At 72.6% G+C, this 17,297-nt stretch carries 19 protein-coding genes; 6 read left to right on the top strand and 13 right to left on the bottom strand.

Features of this window, described 5'->3' with window-relative positions:
* Positions 1-170: 170 nt before the first annotated feature.
* Both AB0A74_RS10370 and AB0A74_RS10365 read right to left on the bottom strand, forming a co-directional pair.
* The gene (locus AB0A74_RS10370) at positions 171-1,280 is read right to left on the bottom strand and encodes a cellulose-binding domain-containing protein (RefSeq protein WP_358248533.1); all 1,110 of its coding nucleotides are present in this window, start codon (positions 1,278-1,280) and stop codon (positions 171-173) included.
* A gap of 106 nt (positions 1,281-1,386) precedes the next feature.
* Positions 1,387-2,778 (bottom strand): FG-GAP-like repeat-containing protein, encoded by a 1,392-nt coding sequence (locus AB0A74_RS10365; protein WP_358248532.1) that lies wholly within the window; start codon positions 2,776-2,778, stop codon positions 1,387-1,389.
* A gap of 220 nt (positions 2,779-2,998) precedes the next feature.
* Here AB0A74_RS10365 and AB0A74_RS10360 point away from each other — a divergent pair, with 220 nt between their 5' ends.
* Positions 2,999-5,020 carry a hypothetical protein gene (locus AB0A74_RS10360; protein ID WP_358248531.1) on the top strand — a complete coding sequence of 674 codons (2,022 nt, stop codon included), beginning with the start codon at positions 2,999-3,001 and terminating at the stop codon, positions 5,018-5,020.
* A gap of 1 nt (position 5,021) precedes the next feature.
* On the opposite strand, the gene AB0A74_RS10355 is transcribed toward AB0A74_RS10360, so the two are convergent.
* The gene (locus tag AB0A74_RS10355; RefSeq protein WP_358248538.1) at positions 5,022-5,978 is read right to left on the bottom strand and encodes a TerC/Alx family metal homeostasis membrane protein; all 957 of its coding nucleotides are present in this window, start codon (positions 5,976-5,978) and stop codon (positions 5,022-5,024) included.
* A gap of 540 nt (positions 5,979-6,518) precedes the next feature.
* Between AB0A74_RS10355 and AB0A74_RS10350 the strand changes: the two genes are divergently transcribed.
* Positions 6,519-6,932 carry a hypothetical protein gene (locus AB0A74_RS10350; RefSeq protein WP_358248530.1) on the top strand — a complete coding sequence of 138 codons (414 nt, stop codon included), beginning with the start codon at positions 6,519-6,521 and terminating at the stop codon, positions 6,930-6,932.
* A gap of 64 nt (positions 6,933-6,996) precedes the next feature.
* On the opposite strand, the gene AB0A74_RS10345 is transcribed toward AB0A74_RS10350, so the two are convergent.
* Positions 6,997-7,977: an alpha/beta hydrolase fold domain-containing protein gene (locus AB0A74_RS10345; protein ID WP_358248529.1), complete on the bottom strand. Its 981-nt coding sequence runs from the start codon at positions 7,975-7,977 to the stop codon at positions 6,997-6,999.
* A gap of 67 nt (positions 7,978-8,044) precedes the next feature.
* Here AB0A74_RS10345 and AB0A74_RS10340 point away from each other — a divergent pair, with 67 nt between their 5' ends.
* Entirely contained in the window at positions 8,045-8,596 is a 552-nt protein-coding gene (locus AB0A74_RS10340; protein WP_358248528.1) for a TetR/AcrR family transcriptional regulator, read from the top strand.
* Here AB0A74_RS10340 and AB0A74_RS10335 read toward each other — a convergent pair.
* The 8 genes from AB0A74_RS10335 to AB0A74_RS10300 all read right to left on the bottom strand — a co-directional run bounded on the left by AB0A74_RS10335 (position 8,587) and on the right by AB0A74_RS10300 (position 14,061).
* Complete coding sequence (locus AB0A74_RS10335; RefSeq protein WP_358248527.1) at positions 8,587-8,955, bottom strand: DUF6223 family protein; 369 nt, start codon at positions 8,953-8,955, stop codon at positions 8,587-8,589. The genes AB0A74_RS10340 and AB0A74_RS10335 overlap by 10 nt on opposite strands.
* Positions 8,956-9,098: 143 nt before the next feature.
* Positions 9,099-9,893: a hypothetical protein gene (locus AB0A74_RS10330; protein WP_358248526.1), complete on the bottom strand. Its 795-nt coding sequence runs from the start codon at positions 9,891-9,893 to the stop codon at positions 9,099-9,101.
* A gap of 735 nt (positions 9,894-10,628) precedes the next feature.
* Entirely contained in the window at positions 10,629-10,907 is a 279-nt protein-coding gene (locus tag AB0A74_RS10325; protein WP_343936561.1) for a hypothetical protein, read from the bottom strand.
* 18 nt (positions 10,908-10,925) lie between these two features.
* Positions 10,926-11,570, bottom strand: a complete 645-nt coding sequence (locus AB0A74_RS10320) for a hypothetical protein (RefSeq protein WP_358248525.1) — start codon at positions 11,568-11,570, stop codon at positions 10,926-10,928.
* Positions 11,563-12,063 (bottom strand): hypothetical protein, encoded by a 501-nt coding sequence (locus AB0A74_RS10315; protein ID WP_358248524.1) that lies wholly within the window; start codon positions 12,061-12,063, stop codon positions 11,563-11,565. The genes AB0A74_RS10320 and AB0A74_RS10315 overlap by 8 nt, the downstream gene beginning before the upstream one ends.
* Positions 12,060-12,386, bottom strand: a complete 327-nt coding sequence (locus AB0A74_RS10310) for a hypothetical protein (protein ID WP_358248523.1) — start codon at positions 12,384-12,386, stop codon at positions 12,060-12,062. The genes AB0A74_RS10315 and AB0A74_RS10310 overlap by 4 nt, the downstream gene beginning before the upstream one ends.
* A gap of 13 nt (positions 12,387-12,399) precedes the next feature.
* The gene (locus tag AB0A74_RS10305; RefSeq protein ID WP_358248522.1) at positions 12,400-13,230 is read right to left on the bottom strand and encodes a hypothetical protein; all 831 of its coding nucleotides are present in this window, start codon (positions 13,228-13,230) and stop codon (positions 12,400-12,402) included.
* Positions 13,231-13,311: 81 nt separating this feature from the next.
* Entirely contained in the window at positions 13,312-14,061 is a 750-nt protein-coding gene (locus tag AB0A74_RS10300) for an SDR family oxidoreductase (RefSeq protein WP_358248521.1), read from the bottom strand.
* A 147-nt stretch (positions 14,062-14,208) separates the two neighbouring features.
* On the opposite strand from AB0A74_RS10300, the gene AB0A74_RS10295 reads away from it, so the two are divergent.
* The 3 genes from AB0A74_RS10295 to AB0A74_RS10285 all read left to right on the top strand — a co-directional run bounded on the left by AB0A74_RS10295 (position 14,209) and on the right by AB0A74_RS10285 (position 16,777).
* Entirely contained in the window at positions 14,209-15,141 is a 933-nt protein-coding gene (locus tag AB0A74_RS10295) for an RNA polymerase sigma-70 factor (protein WP_358248520.1), read from the top strand.
* Between the two features lie 94 nt (positions 15,142-15,235).
* A complete protein-coding gene (locus AB0A74_RS10290) occupies positions 15,236-15,886 on the top strand; it encodes a TOPRIM nucleotidyl transferase/hydrolase domain-containing protein (RefSeq protein WP_358248519.1) in 651 nt (216 codons plus the stop codon).
* 147 nt (positions 15,887-16,033) lie between these two features.
* A complete protein-coding gene (locus AB0A74_RS10285) occupies positions 16,034-16,777 on the top strand; it encodes a lytic polysaccharide monooxygenase (protein WP_358248518.1) in 744 nt (247 codons plus the stop codon).
* Between the two features lie 61 nt (positions 16,778-16,838).
* On the opposite strand, the gene AB0A74_RS10280 is transcribed toward AB0A74_RS10285, so the two are convergent.
* A complete protein-coding gene (locus tag AB0A74_RS10280; RefSeq protein WP_358248517.1) occupies positions 16,839-17,294 on the bottom strand; it encodes an SDR family NAD(P)-dependent oxidoreductase in 456 nt (151 codons plus the stop codon).
* Positions 17,295-17,297: the final 3 nt, after the last annotated feature.

The following is a 17,297-nucleotide window of genomic DNA, read 5'->3' as shown; positions in this document are numbered from 1 at the left end:
GGCGGCGGCAGCTCGGCGACCTGGGGGCGGCGGCAGCTCGGCGACCCGGGGGCGGCGGCTCGGGAGCGCGGCTCGGTGGCGGTGGTGGCGGCGGTGGCGAGGTTGCGGGCGGTGGCACGGTTTGGGAGGCGGTGGCGGAGCCGGGTTCGGTTTCGCCACCGCCCGTCGAGTCAGCAGGCGATCGGCTGGGAGCCGAAGGCCACGTCGTCGAACCACAGCGTGTCCGCGCCGTCGCCGTAGCTCTCCCAGCCCAGCCGCACGTCCACGGCGTTCGGCCGCCAACCGGTCCGCGCCAGCCATTGCTGGTCCACGTCCGGCGTCGGGACGCCGTCCACCTGCAGGCCCGTGACGTCCTGGCCGTCCAGTGCCGTGCTGAGCCTGCCGGTCGGGTCGACGGTGAACTGCACGCACGTCCACGTCCCCGTCGGCAGCGGCTTGCTCAGCGCCACGCCCTGCGGGCTCTGCGCGGGCAGCGTTGCGTCGTCGGACTCGCGGTTCCACTGCAGCGCCTGGTTCTGGCCGCCCATCCGCAGGTCCTTGCCGTTGTCGGCGGAGTCCTTGAGCGCCATGAACGTCACGTGCGCGGCGGGCAGCGGCGTGGTGTGGCGGACGTAGAAACGGCCGTGCGTGGTGCCGCCGGGCAACGCGGCGCCGAGGAAGATGTGGTTGCAGTAGCCCGCTTTGCCGTCCACGCGGACCGACTTGGACCCGCCGTGCGCCACCGTGCTGTCGATGGTGACCGTGCTCTGGCCCGTGCAGTTGGCCGCGCCGACCGTCCACGGCGCACCGGGTGTGCCGGTGTGGCCCTCGAAGTCGTCGCAGACCACAGCGCCCGAGCACGTGGGAGGTGGCGACGAAGTCGTGGTCGTGGTGGTCGTGGTGACGTCGTCGTTGCACCGCACGCCGTTGAGCGCGAAGTCGGTCGGCGTCGGGTTCGTGCCGGAGTAGGTGGCCTGGAAGCCGAACTGGGCGCTCGCCCCGGTGCCCAGCGCGCCGTTCCACTGGGCGTTGCGGGCGGTGACCCGGTTGCCGGTCTGGCCCACCGTCGAGTTCCAGGCGCTGGTCACGACCTGGTTGCCGGCGAAGGTCCAGGTGAGCGTCCACGTGCTGACCGGCGCGGCGTGGTTGGTGACCTTGACGTTGGCGGTGAACCCGGTGGACCACTGGTTGGGCACGTAGTCCACGGCGCACGCGGGCGCGGCGCGCACCGCCTGCCCGCCCAGCACCACCAGTCCGGCCGTCGTGAGTAGCGCGGCGATCGCCGCCAGTGCAGCGCGCACCACAACCCCTTCGTCGTCGTGTCTGGGAGCGTTCCCAGACACTGACTGTAACGGTCCAGTCACGCGGACGGAAGGGGCCGGGCCGCCACGGCCCGGCCCACGTCCGTCAGAAGCCCACGCGGATGGTCACCTTCGCCGGTGCCGACACCGCGCCCGCCGAGTCGACGACCTGGTAGGTGAACGAGTCCTCCCCCGCCAGCACCGACCGTGCCCGGTAGTCGAACGACCCGTCGGCCGCCACCGTCACCGTCCCGTGCCGGGGCCCGGCGACCAGTCGCGCCGTGAGCGGCCCGCCGTCCGGGTCGGTGTCGTTGGCCAGCACGCCCGGCGCGGGCACCCGCAGCGCGGACGACCACGCCCGCCGGGTGAACGCGTCGTCCACGGCGACCGGCGGGCGGTTCACCGGGCTGGTGTTCAGCCGCACCTCCACCAAGCTGTCCACCAGGTCCAGCCGCCCGTCGGAGTTCAGGTCCACCGCGAGGTACGGGTTCGGCAGCTCCGAGTAGAACAGCACGGGGGCCGCGAACGCCCCGCCGCCCAGGTTGCGCACGACCCAGAACCCGTTGCCGCTGGTGGAGACGACGTCCAGCCGGCCGTCGCCGTCGAGGTCCGCGACCACCGGCCGCCGCACGGTCGGGTCGGTGGTCAGCACCAGCGCCCGCGGCGCGGCGAACGTCGCATCCCCGTTGCCCGCGCGCACCTCGCCCGGCGCGTTGACCAGCGTCAGGACGAGGTCCGACCGGCCGTCACCGTCGAGGTCCCCCAGCGCCGCACCGGTCACCTCGCCGGACAGCGGCGTGCCCGCCGCGCCGAACGTCCCGTCGCCGCGCCCCGACAGCACCCACAGCTCGGTCGTGGTCACCGTGACCAGGTCCGGCTTGCCGTCGCGGTCGAGGTCGTCGAGCGCCAACCCGACGAGGGTGTCGCTGTAGGTGCCGAAACCGGCCGCCGCGATCCGGGTGAACGCGCCCGCGCCGTCGTTGAGCAGCACCGTCACGGCGGGCTTCGCCCCGCCCGACGAGCTGCCCACCGCGATGTCCGGGTCGGTGTCGCCGTCGAGGTCGCCGACCACGATCGCCTGCCCGTAGCCCCCGCCGAGCGCGTGCTTCGCCCGTTCCACGAACGTGCCGTCACCCTGTCCGGTGAACAGGACGAGTTCGCCGCGGTCGTCGGCCACCGCGAGGTCCACCTTGCCGTCCCGGTCGAAGTCGGCGACGGCCGGCACCCACGTCTGCTCGCGCGTGTTCTCCTTGCGCAGCGTGAAGCCGCCGGCACCGTCGCCGAGCAGCACCGCCAGCGCGGCCTCGTTCCGGTTCGCCACCACCAGGTCGGGCCGCCCGTCCCCGTTGAAGTCCCCGGCGGCGATCCCGTACGAGCCGTACCCCGCGTACACGGTCGTGGGCGGACCGAACGTGATCTCCCCTTCGTCCGCCGACGCCACCCCGGGCACCACCGCCAGCACCCCCACCAGCACAGCGACCCACCGTCTACCGCCCACGAGCGCCTCCCCAAGTCACGTGAAGCTCCTTCGTACCGGCACCGCACCGGTTCGTTGACCGCCGAACGACCCACACCGCCGCTCACGTCCCGCGACCGCCGGCTGCGGCAGCCGGGTGACGGCACGACACGGTCCGGCGAATCCGCCGGTCGCGGCACGGTGCCCCCGAACGGCCCGTGGCAGTGTCGAGCGGCGGATGGATCGAGGTCGGGAGAGCGCAATGAGCCGACACATCGGCGAGGAACGACACACGGGCCTGTGGGGGACGACGCCCCCGATCCCGGCCCCCACCCCCGCCGAACGCACCACGACACCGGCCCCGCCGCCGGGCTACGCCACACCGGAACCGGTCACCACGGCACCGGAACGAACCCGCACGGCACCGGAGCAAGCCCGCACGGCACCGGAGTACGCCACCGCGACACCGGAGTTCGACGTCGTCGCCGCGGCACCGGCGCCGGACACCCGGGTGCGCGCCACCCCGCGACCCGCGCCGCGCCGCCCGGAACGCCCCACCCCCGCGCCGGCCGACCAGTCCACTTCGGACGAACCGACCGAGCGCGACTTCCTCATCCCCGCCGAGGGGTTGACCGCGCAGCAGCGCAAGCACGCGCTGACCAAGCTGGAGACCTACCTGGTCGGCAAGCACGAGCACATGGTGGGCTTCCAGGGCAACCAGGACCTCGGCCACGCGCAGCAGGACCTGGGCCGGTTCCTGGACTTCCACCTCAACAACGTCGGCGACCCGTTCCAGCAGGGCAACTACAAGCCCAACACGAAGGCAGTCGAACGGGCCGTGCTCGACCGCTACGCCGAGCTGTGGCGCGCGGAATGGCCCTACGACGGCAAGAACCCCGAGAGCTACTGGGGTTACGTGCTCACCATGGGCTCCACCGAGGGCAACCTCTACGCCCTGGCCACGGCCCGGGACTACCTGTCGGGCCGCAAGCTGATCGGCGACCCGGGCGGTTCCAACCCGCAGATGGTCTACGTGCAGGCCGCGCCGCCGGCGCCGGCGGCCCGGGTGGGCGGCTCACCGGCCGCGGACCCGCGCAACGCCTACCGCCCGGTGGCGTTCTACTCCGAGGACACCCACTACTCGGTGATCAAGGCCGTGCGGACGCTGGCGATCGACACGTTCGGCGCGATCGGCACCGCCGAGTACCCCGACCAGTGCCCGCTGGGCGGCCCGTGGCCGTTGGAGGTGCCGTCCAAGGGCGGCCCGGACGGCAGCGGCGAGATCGACGTGGACAAGCTGGAGCGGCTGGTCGCGTTCTTCGCCGAACGCGGCCACCCGATCCTGCTCCTGCTCAACTTCGGCACCACCTTCAAGGGCGCCTACGACAACATCGAGAAGGTCGCCACCCGCCTGGTCCCGCTGTTCCGCCGGCACGGCCTGCTGGAACGCGAGATCGAGTTCGAACCCGGCCGCACCGACCGGCGACGCGGCTTCTGGGTGCACGTGGACGGCGCGCTGGGCGCGGGCATCATGCCGTTTCTGCGCCACGCGGCCGAGGAGGACGAGCACAGCGAACTGGCCGTGGCGCTGCGCCGGGAGCTCAAGGGCAAGGTCCCCGAGTTCGACTTCGGCCTGCGGGTGGACGGCGTGGACGTGGTCGGCTCGCTGGTGATGAGCGGGCACAAGTGGGCGGGCGCGCCGTTCCCGTGCGGGATCTTCATGACCAAGAACAAGTTCCGGGTGGAGCCGGCGGCCACCCCGGCCTACACCGGCTCCCCGGACACGACCTTCGCCGGTTCCCGCAACGGCCTGTCGCCCCTGGTGCTGTGGAACCACCTGGCGTCCAGGTCGGTGCGCGGGCACGCGGCCGAGGCGGTGGCCGCGCTGCGCCGGACCCGCTACCTGGAAAGCGCCCTGCGCGAACTGGAGGACCGCCTCGACCGCGAGGACCGGCTGCCCGAGGGCGGCCTCTTCGTGGACCGCAGCCCGATGGCGTTGACCGTGCGGTTCCGCAGGCCCAACGACGAGATCATCGCGAAGTGGTCCCTGTCCTGCCAGCCGATGCCCACCGCCACGGGCGGGGTGCGCCACTTCGCGCACGTCTTCGCCATGCCGTCGCTGACCGAGGCGAAGATCGACCTGTTCATGGAGGACCTGTTCGCGCAAGGGGCTTTCAGCCACCCGGAGATCCCGCTGCCGGAGCCCACGACGTCGGCGACCGCGTTCGCCGCCGACGTCCAACCGCTGGCCCTGGTGCCGATGACGGGCCGGGGTTTCCAGTAGGTCACGCGTCGGCCCGGCGACGGGCGCGCAGGCTGGTGAAGGTCACCACCGCGAGCGTGCCGATGATCACCGCCAGCGAGACCGGCGTCGGGATCTCCGGGACCGCGGGCCAGATGCCGTGCGCCCAGTGCAGCACCAGCTTCACACCGATGAAGGCGAGGATGACCGCCAGGCCGTGGTTGAGGTGGACCAGCTTGGCCAGGGCCGCGTGCAGCACGAAGTACAGCGCGCGCAACCCCATCAGCGCGAAGGCGTTGGTGGCGAACACCAGGTACGGGTCCTCGGTGATCCCGTACACCGCCGGCACCGAGTCGACGGCGAACACGACGTCGGTGGCGAACACCGCCACCACGACGACCGCCAGCGGCGTGAGGGCGCGCCGACCGTTCTCGCGCACGACCATCCTGGCCCCGCGGTAGTCGTCGGTGACGGGCATGAACCGGCGCAGCAGCCGGACCGACCGCATGCGGGAGATGTCCGGCTCGGCCTCGCCCTGCCGGACGACCTTGACCGCGGAGGCGAACAGGACCACGCCGAACACCAGGAACGCCCAGGTCCCGGCCGCCAGCATCGCCGCGCCGGCCGCGATGAACACGCCGCGCAGCACCAACGCGCCGACGATGCCGTAGAGCAGGACGCGTTGCTGCACCGCCGCCGGCACGGCGAACGCGGCCAGGAGCAGCATGAACACGAACAGGTTGTCCACCGAGAGGGACTTCTCGACCACGAAGCCCGTCATGAACTCCAGCGCCCGGTCGGTGCCCGCGTCGAACCACAGCCAGACGCCGAACGCCACCGGCAGCGCCAGGTAGAACACCGACCAGGCGGCAGCTTCCCGCATCGACACCTCGTGCGGGCGGCGGGTGACCAGGAAGTCGACGACGAGCAGCGCGACCAGCGCGACGATGCTGATCGCCCACAGCGCCGGGGTGCCGACCGGGGCGGCGGGCTCAGCCAGGACGAGCGTGGACGCGGGGGACGTTGACACAAGACCTCCTCGGGCACGGTGTGCTCCGAGGTCTCCTTCACCCGCGCGGCGGGCGGCCTGCCGGGGACACGCACGGGTGTCCGTATTGACCGGTCAGACGCTTGGGAAGTACTCCCCTCGCCACCAGTGTCGCACACTCCCTAAAGGATTGGTAAAGGGATCACCCGGGTAGCCGCGCCTCGACGTGCGCGACCGGACCTCCACGTGGGCCCCGACGGCGGGGACCGGTGCCTGGGAGCGCTACCAGGGGATGCCCGACCGCCTCGCACACCGCGTGCTCGCGGGTCGCGCGCCGGCCTCGCGCCACGCGCCCCGGCCGTGCCGCGCTCATCCCGACCGGGTGACCGCGTCAGTCCACTGTGGACTCATATCTGGTCCATGCCACATGAGGTGGCGATTTTCAAGCCCGTCCACGTGTGACGGTGGACGCGCCCGATCGGCGGTAGGTGGGCCCCCGGTGGGCTAGGCAGACTCGGAGAGGTCCAGACCAATACTGGAAGGGGAGGCCCAGTGCGGAAGTTCAACGCCCGCAAGCACACCACCCGGACGCTGGCCGCCGTGGCCCTGGCCGCCGGCGCGCTCGCGACCGGCGCGGGACCGGCGGTCGCGACCACCGGCGCGAGCGCCGCGGGCTGCGTCACGACGGACATCCACACCAACCCGGCGGCCAGAGAGGCCGGGTGGACCGTCGAGTGCACCGACCGCCGCTACATCTACGTCGACGTGACCGTGTTCGCGGGCGGCGTGGCGGACAGCAACCCGTGGGAGGCGCGTTGGGTCGATGCCGGGGACACCTGGCAGGACCTGAACGTCTACCCGCAGACCAACCCGGCCATCGACCACCTGTGCGTCCACATCGTCAGCTACGTGGACCCGACCAACCCGTTCGAGCAGCCGCAGGTCATCGGGCACGAGTGCGTGTGACCGAGCGGTAGTCCACCGTGGACGCCCGTCGGCGCGGCCGTGACCGGTCGCGCCGACGGGCGGCTCACCGGCCCCGCGCCGCCAGTGGCGCGCCCAGGCACTCGCCGAGGAACTCCACGATCTCGGCGCGCGCCGCCTTCGCCTGCGGCACGACGCCCGGCATGCTCAGGAACGCGTGCGTGGCCCCGAAGTGCTCGGTGAGCAGCGCGGGCGTGCCGGCGGCGCGCAGCCGGTCGACGTAGCGGCGGCCGTGGTCGGCGACCGGGTCGATGGTCGGCACCACCACCAGCGCCGGGGCCAGGTCGCCCAGGTCGGCGGAGCGCAGCGGGGACAGCGGCACCGGGTCCACGCCCGGCGGCACGGCCAACCGCCGCAACAGCCGCATCTGCGCGGTGCTGAGGGTCGGGCTGTCGCCGTGCCGGGCGAACGACGGGTGGTCGAACCCGGTCTCGCTGACGTCCAGCGCGGGGTTGACGAGCACCTGCGCCCTGAGTTCCAGGCCCGCGTCCCGGGCGCGCAGTGCCGCGAGCGCGGCGATCAGGCCACCGAAGCTCTCGCCGAACACCGCGGTCCGGTCCGGGTCGATGCCCCAGTCCTCGGCGTGCTCCACCACGTGCCGCAGCACGTCCCAGCCGTCGTCGGCCGCCGCGGGCAAGGCGGTGGCGTGGTCGAGCAGGCGGTGTTCGACGGACACGACGACGGCGGGCAGGCGGGCGGCGAGGTGGCTGTTGACCCAGTCCGACTGCGCGGCCGTGCCGACGAACCCGCCGCCGTGGACGTGCAGCACCAGCGGCAGGTCCTTCCCGTTCGCCGGCCGGTGCACCCGGACCGGGACCGCGCGGTCGGCCGGCACGACCTCCCGCCAGGCGATGTCCACCCCGCGCTCGGGGCACCCGGTGACCACGCGGGCCAGGCGCGAGGCGCGCTTGCGGTTCTCCGCCTCGCGGATCGCGGCCAACTCCTCGGCGGTCAGCCCTAGCCAGTCGGGTTGCCCGCCCAGCGCGGCCAGCACCCGGATGCCCCACGGCGGACGTTCGGTGGTCATGACCCCTCCTTTTTTCGCTACCGGCAGTATCGAAACCGATGGTAGCGGAACTCGCTAGGGTGGGGCCGTGACCGCTTCCTCCCGGCCGCCCGGCCGTCCCCGCGCCGGCATCGACGCCACGGTCTTCGCCGCGACCTTGAAGACCGTCCACGACCTGGGCTACGCGGGGGCGACCATGGACCGCATCGCGGCGGCGGCGGGCGTGGCGAAGACGACGCTGTACCGGCGTTGGCCGTCGAAGGGGGCGTTGATCGCCGACTGCCTGGTGGACGCGCTGGGCCCGGTGCCGGTGCGGGGCGAGGACCGGGCGTCGGACATCGCCACGGCCATCCGCTGGATCGCGGCCAAGGTCGGCGAACCGGGCGTCGGCGCGGCGTTCGCGGGGGTGTTCGTGGACGCCGTCAGCGACCCGGCCCTGCGCGAGGTCCTGGCCACCCGCCTGCAGGACCCGTACCGGCGGGCGCTGGAGGAGGCGCTGGGCGAACCCGAGCACCGGGTGCTGTTCCTCATCGACGTCGTCGTCGGCACCCTGTTGCACCGCATGGGCATGACCGGTGCGCCGATGGTCGACGCCGACGTCACAGCGCTGATCGAGATGGTCGGCCGGCACTACACCTGAGCCGTCACCCGCCGACTCCGGGCTACCGCCAGCCCGCCCACCACGATGGCCACCACCCCGACCACGAGGTCGATGTACCCGCCCACGATCCCGTACCCGGCGCCGGGCCCACCTTGAGCAGCCGACACGACCCAGATCCCCACACCCACGGCGACCACCCCGGCCCCCACGGCGACCAGAGCACCCCGCCGGGCCCGCACGAGAGCCACGATCCCGGCGACCAAGCCGACCACCCCGACCACCGCACCCACCAACGACCAGGCGCGCCCGGGCGTGAGGTCGTAGGGGTCGGCGGACTGCGCGAGAACCACCCCGGACCACTCGCCCAACGCGGACGCGGCGGCGACAACCTGCGACATGATGTCCTCCCAGCTCAACGTTCTCCGTTGACGCCGATCATGCCGACCGGTCCCCCGAAGATCGTCCCGCACGAGCAGACAATCCGAACTGCCACACCCGCCGCAGAAACCGGCCACCTACCGCGACCGCGGTAGGCCCGTGCTCACACCACGTCCAGCCGCACCCCGACTTTCCGGTACGCCGGCACCGCGCGGGCGACGAGTCGGACGGAGGTCCGGCCGGAGGCGTCCAACCCGGTGACCGCCGAGTACTCGCCCATGCCCTGACCGACCCCCACCGGCTCGACTCGAACGTGGAATCCCGCCGGGAGCGTGACCCGTTGCGCGATCTCTTCGACGTCCGAGCCGAAACTGGCGAGCAGTTCATCCGCGCGTGCCGCCTTCATCAGCGGTGCGCACTTCGCCGGCCAGTCGACAGTTGCCCGAACCCGACAGACGCTGCCCCGCGCCAACGGCTCGTCCAAGTGCACCAGCACCTTCATCGTGGTAGCGCTCAACCAGACGACCGTTGAACGCACATGGCTGCGCTCGTTGGCGTCCACCGCCTCCACCCGAACCCTCACCCGGGACCGGTGGCGAGCCGGCCAGTCCCAGTTCACCCTGTCGGTGAAGCTGACGAAGTCGACGTGATCCGCTTCGACCGCGAGGGTGAAGTCGATCTTCGCGCTGGTGTCGCCGTTGGCCGCGATGTCGGATTCCTGCGCCCAACGGGTCACCCGCCATCGCGTTCCGCTTCGCTTCTCGATGGCGGCGCAATAGCGCGCGACCAGCTCACGGGTCTCGGCGTCGCGGCGTTGTGCGGAGATCTGGGTGATCAGATGCACCGCGACCAAGGCGAACACGGCAACGACAGCGGCGATGGCGTAACCGGTCCTTGCGTGGCCGACTGGGTTCGCCGTACCGGCGATACCGGCGGTTGACGCGCCCAGGAGCAACACAACAGGCTTCAAGTGGATGTTGCGGAGAACATCGCTCCGCAACCATCGCGACCAAGGAAACGACGAAGACCCCTATCAATGTCGAACCTGCGGATCGGGGGTCGAGGAGGCGCACCTCGCTCTCCGACAGGGTCGCCAGCCGCGCCAGCACCGCCTCGACGCCCCCGCGGAGGTGATCGTCAGCACGAGGACCCTCGCACGTCCGGGTGCAGGTCGTCCAACGCCGCCCGGAGGTCCAACTGCCGGTCGACGGCATGGGTCGCCTGTCCGGACCCGCTCTCCGTCTCCGCCTCGTGGTGCAGGAGCGGTTCGGCGTCGGTCGTCGACGACCGAGGGGTCCGCGACGCGCTTGCGGACGAACGCCTCCAGGGTCGGCTGGTGGGCGCGGTACAGGTCGCCCGGCTCAGCGGTGTCCCGGTGCTCCCGCGCCGAACCGGAGCCGCCGGTCACCGGTCGGGTGTGTCCGCCGGCGCGCCGATGGTGATGCTCCACTCGACACCACCGGGCTCCGCCGCGCGCACCGTCGCCGAGTGCCCGGACGCGGTCAAGTCGCGGCGACGGCGGTCATCAACTCGCGACGCTGTTCGGCGAGGGCCACGTCACCGCGCAGCCGGAGGTACGTCTCCCCGGGGCCCCTGCAAACGCGGGGAGGAGCGGTGCCAGCCGTCCCGCCGACCGGGCGGAGCGGGGGCTGACGGGGGCCGTCGGTCGGTGCGGCGGACCGAAGTGGTGGGTCTACCGCCACGGCTTCTGCTTCACCAGCTCCTCGTGCACGAGCTTGAGGAACGCCCGGACCTCCGCCTCGCCGTACGGCGGTTCCAGGTCGGCGGTCACCGGGTCGGGCTGGCTCAGGGCCTGGGCTAGGGCCTTCTCGTAGGCTTCCGGGCCGTCGACGAAGTACTCGCGGGCGATCATGGCCTCGACCATGCTCGCCGCGACCTCGCGGTCCAGGCTCGGGGCGCGGAAGAGGCCGTAGACGACGGCGTTCAGCTCGGCTCGGTGCTCGATGGCCATGGCGGGGGTCCTCACGGGTCAGGCGAACAGGGGGCGGCCGCCGGGGTGCGGGCCGCGGAAGTCCCAGATCGGTGGGCGGATGCCGTTGCGGCCGAACTCCTGGGCCAGGTTGGACATGTGCTCCGGTCCCGGCTGGTAGTGGCCGCTCGCGGCGGTGGCGTAGTTGACGCGGCCGTTGGTGACCGACAGTTCGCCCGCCGCCGCGACCGGGTGCCCGCCGGCCAGGGACGAGTGGTGGAACTGGCCGGGCGCGTGGTGGTTGGACGCGTAGATGTTGCCACGGCCGTCCATGACGAAGATCGCGCGCCCGCCGCCCCACGCCGACGTGCCCTGTTGCGTGTCGTAGAGCGAACCGTCGCGCGCCCGGCGCAGGTTGCCCTGACCGTCGATGAACACGCGGTGCGCCTCGCGTTCGGCGTCGTTGAGGCGGCGCACCGACCGGCCCGGGAACGGGTTCGCCGGGTGGTTCGGGTCCGTCTCGTGCTTGTACTTGTCCAGCATGGGTTTCTGCCGCGGGTACCGGGGCGTGGTGTGCGGGCCGGGCGTGCCGGGGCCGCGCCGCCCCGGGACACCGGGGCCACCGCCGCCGCCGGAGCGCCGGCCCTTGCGCAGCCAGTTCAGGATCGGCTTGAAGATCCCGGCCCCGCCGCCGCGCCTAGCCACCGAGCACCGCGTTGATCGCCACGTCCAGCGCCATGTCCAGCAGCAGCTTGGTGATCTGCCGGAAGATCGGGATCTCCAGCAACGAGGCGCCGAAGGTCACCACCGCCGTCGCGATGGCCTGCGCGATCTGGATCGCCAGCACCACCAACTGCGCGATCACCGCGACCTTCAACGCGATCAGCGCCGCCGCGCACACGTACAGGCCCGCGCCGACCATGGCCGCCGCCGTGGCGCCGTCCTCCAGGTTCTGCTTCGGCGCGTCCGCACCGTCCCAGAAGGCCTTGAACTTCTCCACGGCCTCGGCGGCGTTCTGCGTCCACACGGCCTCGGCCTGGCCGTGCGCCTCGCCGACCGACCCGCTCAGGCGGTCGCCGAAGGCGATCCACTCCCCCGCCATGTCGAAGATCTTGCCCTCGTCGCCCTCCGGCCACGAGAAGCCGAGCGTGTTGAGCAGGCCCGCCAGTTCCGCGGGCAGCATGAGGCCCGTGGTCACCGGCCGTCCCCTCCCAGCCCGGTGAACAGGCCGTGGTTGGCCTGCTCGACGTTGGCGTACTCGGCGCCCATCTCCACGAGCTTGCCGCCGGTCTCGGTCAGCACGCCCGCGTTGTCCTCGAAGCTCTCCATCGCCGCCTCGGAGATGACGTCGTAGATCATCTGCATGGCGGAGCCCAGGTCGTCCCCGCCGAACGGGTTGCCGTAGGAGGCCAGGCTCGCGCGGAACGCGGCGATCTCCCCGGTCAGGCGCTCGGCCGTGCCGGTGAGCTGGTCCCCCGACCGGCCGATGGCCTCGCCCGACAGGTTCAGGTGTCCGGACACTTCTCCCCCAGTCCTACGGCTCGCCGATGCTGCCCATGATCGACTTTATCCGGGCCGTGTAACCCCGCAACTGCTCGAAGCTCTGCGTGCGCAGCGCCTCGGCCCGGCCGGACAGCCGACCGAAGTCGACAGTGGACGCGTCCGGCGGCTGGGCGCGGCGCTGCGCGGTCCAGTCGGCCAGCGCGGCGTCCAGCGCCTGCCGGGCGCGGTCGGTGAACTGGCGGGCCGTCAGCTCCGGCACGGCCGACGACAGCTCCACCTTGGACACGGTCCCGTCGGTGCCGACCTGCACCCACACGTCGTGGTCCTCGTCGGCCCCGGAACCGGTGACCTGCGCGCCCGCCAGCCCGCCGAGCGTGTCGCGTGCCGCCCGCAACACGGCCGTGGCCTCGGAGAACAACGCGTCCACGCCGGCCGGCGACGGGTCGCCGTGCATGCCGGTGCGCGGGCCGACCTTGGCGATGACCTGGTCCACCGCGGTGCCGACCTGGCCGAGGAACCGGCCGCTCCGCTCACCGACCTCGGCGAGCTTGCCGATCAGGGCGTTCAGGTCGGGCATCGGGTCCTCGGCGGTCGGCGCGACGGCGCGGGCGGTGGCCAGGGCCGCGTTGGTCGCGGTCGCCAGGTGCCGCCCCAACTCGGGCGCGGCGACCTCGGCCGGTGCGACGCGCAGCGCCACGGCCGTCACGCGGTTGCGCGCGACGGTCACGGTGACCAGGCCGTCCGGCGAGCTGCCGACGTGCTCGCCGGTGTCGGCGGGCAACTCCCCCAGTCCCGCGTCCTCGTCGTCCAGGGCCCGCCGGTACTCGTTCAGCCGCTGCTCAGGGCTGGGTCCAGCATCCACTGTGCACCTCCCACGCGCTGTGGATCAGCCGAGCGTACTAGACCACATACGCCGAGTAGCCGCTTTCCGAGAACCCGTCGACTACCAGGGCACCGGGCCGTCGGCGTTGAAGAACCCGCCGGTCGGGCCGTCGGCGTCGAGGGTGGCCAGGCGCACGACCACGGCCGCGCCCTGGGCCGGGGTCAGGAAGCCGGTGTGGTCGTTGATGTCGGTGTCCACGTAACCGGGGTCGGCGGCGTTGACCAGGATGCCGTCTTCGCGCAGTTCGTTGGCGTACTGGATGGTCAGCGCGTTCAAGGCCGCCTTGGACGGGGAGTACGCCGCCGACGGCAGGAGCGCGGCGAGCGGGCCGTTCGGGTCGGCGTTGAGGGACAGGGAACCCGCCGCGCTGCTCACGTTGACCACGCGCGCCGCCGGGGACCGGCGCAGGAGGGGCAGCAGGGCGTTGGTCACGGTGATCACCCCGAACACGTTGGTCTCGAACACCGACCGGACCATGTCCACCTCCGCGGTGCTGGGCACCTGGTCCACCGCGTCGAGCGGCGCGACGCGGCCGGAGCCGGTGATGCCCGCGTTGTTGACCAGGACGTCGAGGCGGCCGAAGCGCTGCTCGACCCACGTCGCCGCGGCGACGGCGGTGGTCGGGTCGGTGACGTCCAGGGTGACCGCGTGCGCGTCGCCGCGGATGGCCGCCGCCGCCTCCTCGCCGCGCCGCCGGTCGCGGGCTCCGATCAGGACGGTCGCGCCCGCCGCCGCCAGCAGTTCGGCGGTCGCGCGGCCGATGCCCTTGTTCGCCCCGGTGATCAACGCCACGGTCCGGTGTTCCCGCATGGTGCAAGCTCCTCGCTCGATGGTTCGTCCTACGCCCTGGGGACGAGGTGGCACCCGCGTCCTGTGACATCGCGGCCGGATGTCACAGGACGGGCGGCTGTCTCGTCCCGTGTGGTGGACCTGTCGGCGTCGGGGAGGGTGCGGTTCATGCGGGTGGGGAGTCGGGCCGGGGAGTTCGAGCGGCTGCGGCCGTTGCTTTTCTCGATCGCCTACCGGATGCTGGGCAGCGTCGGCGAGGCCGAGGACGCCGTGCAGGAGACGTGGCTGCGCTACGAGTCCGTCGGCGTGGAACCGGAGTCGGTGAAGGCGTACCTGTCGGCGACGGTGTCCCGGATCGCGATCGACGTGCTGCGCTCGGCGCGGGTGCGGCGGGAGGCCTACGTCGGCGAGTGGTTCCCCGAGCCGCTGCTGACCGACCCGTACGAGGACCCGGAGCGGTCGGCGGAGCTGGCCGACTCGGTGTCGATGGCGGCGCTGGTGCTGCTGGAGCGGCTCAGCCCGTTGGAACGCGCGGTGTTCGTGCTGCGGGAGGTGTTCGGGTTCGGCTTCCCCGAGGTGGCGTCGGCGGTCGGCCGCTCGGAGGCGGCGTGCCGGCAGCTCGCGGTGCGCGCCCGCCGCCACATGGACTCGGGTCGCGCGCGTTTCGCGGCCGACCGGCGCGAGCGGGAGGAGTTGGCCGGGCGGTTCTTCGACGCCTTCCGCGAGGGTGACGTGGCCGCTCTGCGCGACCTGCTCGCCGCCGACGTGGCGATGGTCGGCGACAGCGGTGGCAAGGCCCCGCTGTGGAGCGACGGTGTGTTCGGGGCGGACGCGGTGGCGCGGCTGTTGGGCGCGTTCATGGCGCCGTTCACGCGGATCGGCGGGACCGTGCAGTTGCACGAGGTCAACGGGCAGCCGGGGGCGATCTTCCGCGACCGCGCGGGCGGGATCGTCAACACCCTGGTCCTGGAGGTGTCCGAGGGTCGCGTGCAGACCGTCCGGGCGGTGCTCAACCCGGACAAGCTCGCCCACCTGGGGCCGGTCGCGGACGCCTTCGCGGTCGTCCGGGAGACCATCCAGGCCCGCCGCGCCGCCGGGTGACGCGGAAACCCTGTGGCGCGAACCCCGGTGACGCGAAACCTTTGACGCGGAAACCCGGTGGCGCGGCCCTTCCCGGGTGGTCGAGAGTGCCGGGGTGCGCTCGGAGGATCTGCTCGCGGGGTACGTGACGGGGCCGGCGGCGGCGACCGAGGCGACCGCCGTCGCGGTGGCGCGGGCGGGGTCGGCCGCGGTGGTCGTGCTGGTGGAGGGGGTCAGCGACCAGATCGCGGTGGAGGTGCTCGCCGCGCGGCACGGCCGTGACCTCGACGCCGAGCGCGTGGTGGTGCTGCCGGTGGGTGGCGCGCACGGGGTCGCGCGGCAGTTGCGGCGGTTCGGCGGGGGTGGCGCGCGGCTGGTCGGGTTGTGCGACGCGGGTGAGGTGGACGTGGTCCGGCGGGCCGTGGTCGCGGCCGGGTTGGGGGCCCCGACGTCACGCGCCGGGTTGGCGCGGCTGGGGTTCTTCGTGTGCGAGGCGGACCTGGAGGACGAGCTCATCCGGGCCTGCGGGATTCCGCTCGCCACCGACGTCCTCGCCGCGAACGGCGACCTCGACGCGTTCCGCAAGATCCAGCGGCAGCCCGCGTGGCGCGGAAGGGACGAATCGGCGCAAATGCGGCGTTTCCTGGGCGCGGGGTCGCGGCGCAAGCTGCGCTACGCCCGACTGCTCACCGAAGCGGTCCCGCTCGACCGCGTGCCGCCGCCCCTCACCGCCCTGCTCGACGCCATCCGGCCGCCCGGCGGTTGACGCGATCACCGGGCGCGAATATGGTCTAGACCACTTGCCGGAACCGGTCCGCGCTCACGAGGGCGGGCCGCGTCCGGCACGATCCGGCCGCCGCGGACCCCCTGCCCAGGGACACCCCCTGGGGTTCCTCCGGATGGAGCTTCGACCATGAGACTCAAGCGCAAGCTCGCGGCGGTGCTCGCCGGCGTCGGCGTCGCCCCGTTCCTGGTGGTGGCGACCGCCGCACCGGCCAGCGCGCACGGCTACATCACCTCACCGCCCAGCCGGCAGGCCAACTGCGCGGCCGGCAAGGTGTCCAAGTGCGGTGACATCATCTACGAGCCGGCGAGCGTGGAAGGCTTGAAGGGGCAGCAGAACTGCCACGGCGGCGATGCCCGCTGGGCGCCCCTCAACGACGACAGCAAGGCCTGGCCGGCCGCGTCGGTCGGCGACACGGTGTCGTTCAACTGGCTCATCACGGCCAACCACGCCACCACCACGTGGCAGTACTTCGTGGGCGGCAGCAAGATCGCCGAGTTCAACGACCACGGCCGCCAGCCCGGCCGCACCGTCAAGCACGACGTGAGCCTGGGCGGACGCACGGGCCGCATCAAGTTGCTGGCCATCTGGAACATCGCCGACACGGCGATGGCCTTCTACAACTGCGTTGACCTCCAGGTGGGCCCGGGCGGCGGCCCAACCCCGACCAACACCACAACTCCCACGACAACCACCACGACAACCACGACCACGACAACCCCGCCGGTAACGGGCCCGTGGGCCGCGGGCGTCGCCTACACGACCGGCGCACAAGCCACCTACGGCGGCGCGACCTACCGCTGCATCCAGGCGCACACGTCGTTGAGCGGCTGGGAACCGCCCAACGTGCCGTCCCTGTGGCAACGGCTGTAGACGAACCTTCACGACCGGTGTCCCGCGCCACCTCGAACGGCGCGGGACACCGCCACCCGTCTCAGCGTTCTGCTTGCGCCAGGTCGCCGTGGGCTGCGGCCGACAGGTCCTGCCAGGCGCTCGCGCAGGCCCGCGTAGGCCGGGTGGGCCGTGGACAGGTGGCCGTTGGCGAGCGGGTCGGGGTTCTTGCCGACAGCTGCACGATGTGGCCCGAACCCCGCGCGCGCAGGTGCGGCAGCACCGCCCGCACCACCCACAGCGCGCCGAACACGTTGGCCTCCAGCCGGTCGCGCACCTCCCGCTCGGCCAGCTCCTCGATGGCGCCGATCTGCGCGTACCCGTCGGTCACGTCCACCGCCGGCGGCAGCACCGCGTCGCCGTGCTCGGCCACCAGGTCGTCCAGGCTCGCGGTCGTGCGGGCGGTCGCCGCCACGCGGTCGCCGCGGGACAGCGCCGCCTCGACGAAGCAGCGGCCCAGACCGCGCGACGAACCGGTGACGAACCAGACCTTGCTCATGGG

Origin of the sequence: Saccharothrix sp. NPDC042600 (assembly GCF_040647305.1) — a bacterium.
In the GTDB taxonomy this organism is placed as follows: Bacteria; Actinomycetota; Actinomycetes; order Mycobacteriales; family Pseudonocardiaceae; genus Actinosynnema; species Actinosynnema mutabilis.
This window is presented reverse-complemented; position numbering and strand designations above follow the sequence as displayed.

Bases quoted from the DNA above. Each gene is read 5' to 3' on its own strand.
- AB0A74_RS10360 (WP_358248531.1), top strand. From the start codon at position 2,999: ATGAGCCGACACATCGGCGAGGAACGACACACGGGCCTGTGGGGGACG.
- AB0A74_RS10345 (WP_358248529.1), bottom strand. From the start codon at position 7,977: ATGACCACCGAACGTCCGCCGTGGGGCATCCGGGTGCTGGCCGCGCTG.
- AB0A74_RS10335 (WP_358248527.1), bottom strand. From the start codon at position 8,955: ATGTCGCAGGTTGTCGCCGCCGCGTCCGCGTTGGGCGAGTGGTCCGGG.
- AB0A74_RS10325 (WP_343936561.1), bottom strand. From the start codon at position 10,907: ATGGCCATCGAGCACCGAGCCGAGCTGAACGCCGTCGTCTACGGCCTC.
- AB0A74_RS10300 (WP_358248521.1), bottom strand. From the start codon at position 14,061: ATGCGGGAACACCGGACCGTGGCGTTGATCACCGGGGCGAACAAGGGC.
- AB0A74_RS10295 (WP_358248520.1), top strand. From the start codon at position 14,209: ATGCGGGTGGGGAGTCGGGCCGGGGAGTTCGAGCGGCTGCGGCCGTTG.
- AB0A74_RS10285 (WP_358248518.1), top strand. From the start codon at position 16,034: ATGAGACTCAAGCGCAAGCTCGCGGCGGTGCTCGCCGGCGTCGGCGTC.
- AB0A74_RS10280 (WP_358248517.1), bottom strand. From the start codon at position 17,294: ATGAGCAAGGTCTGGTTCGTCACCGGTTCGTCGCGCGGTCTGGGCCGC.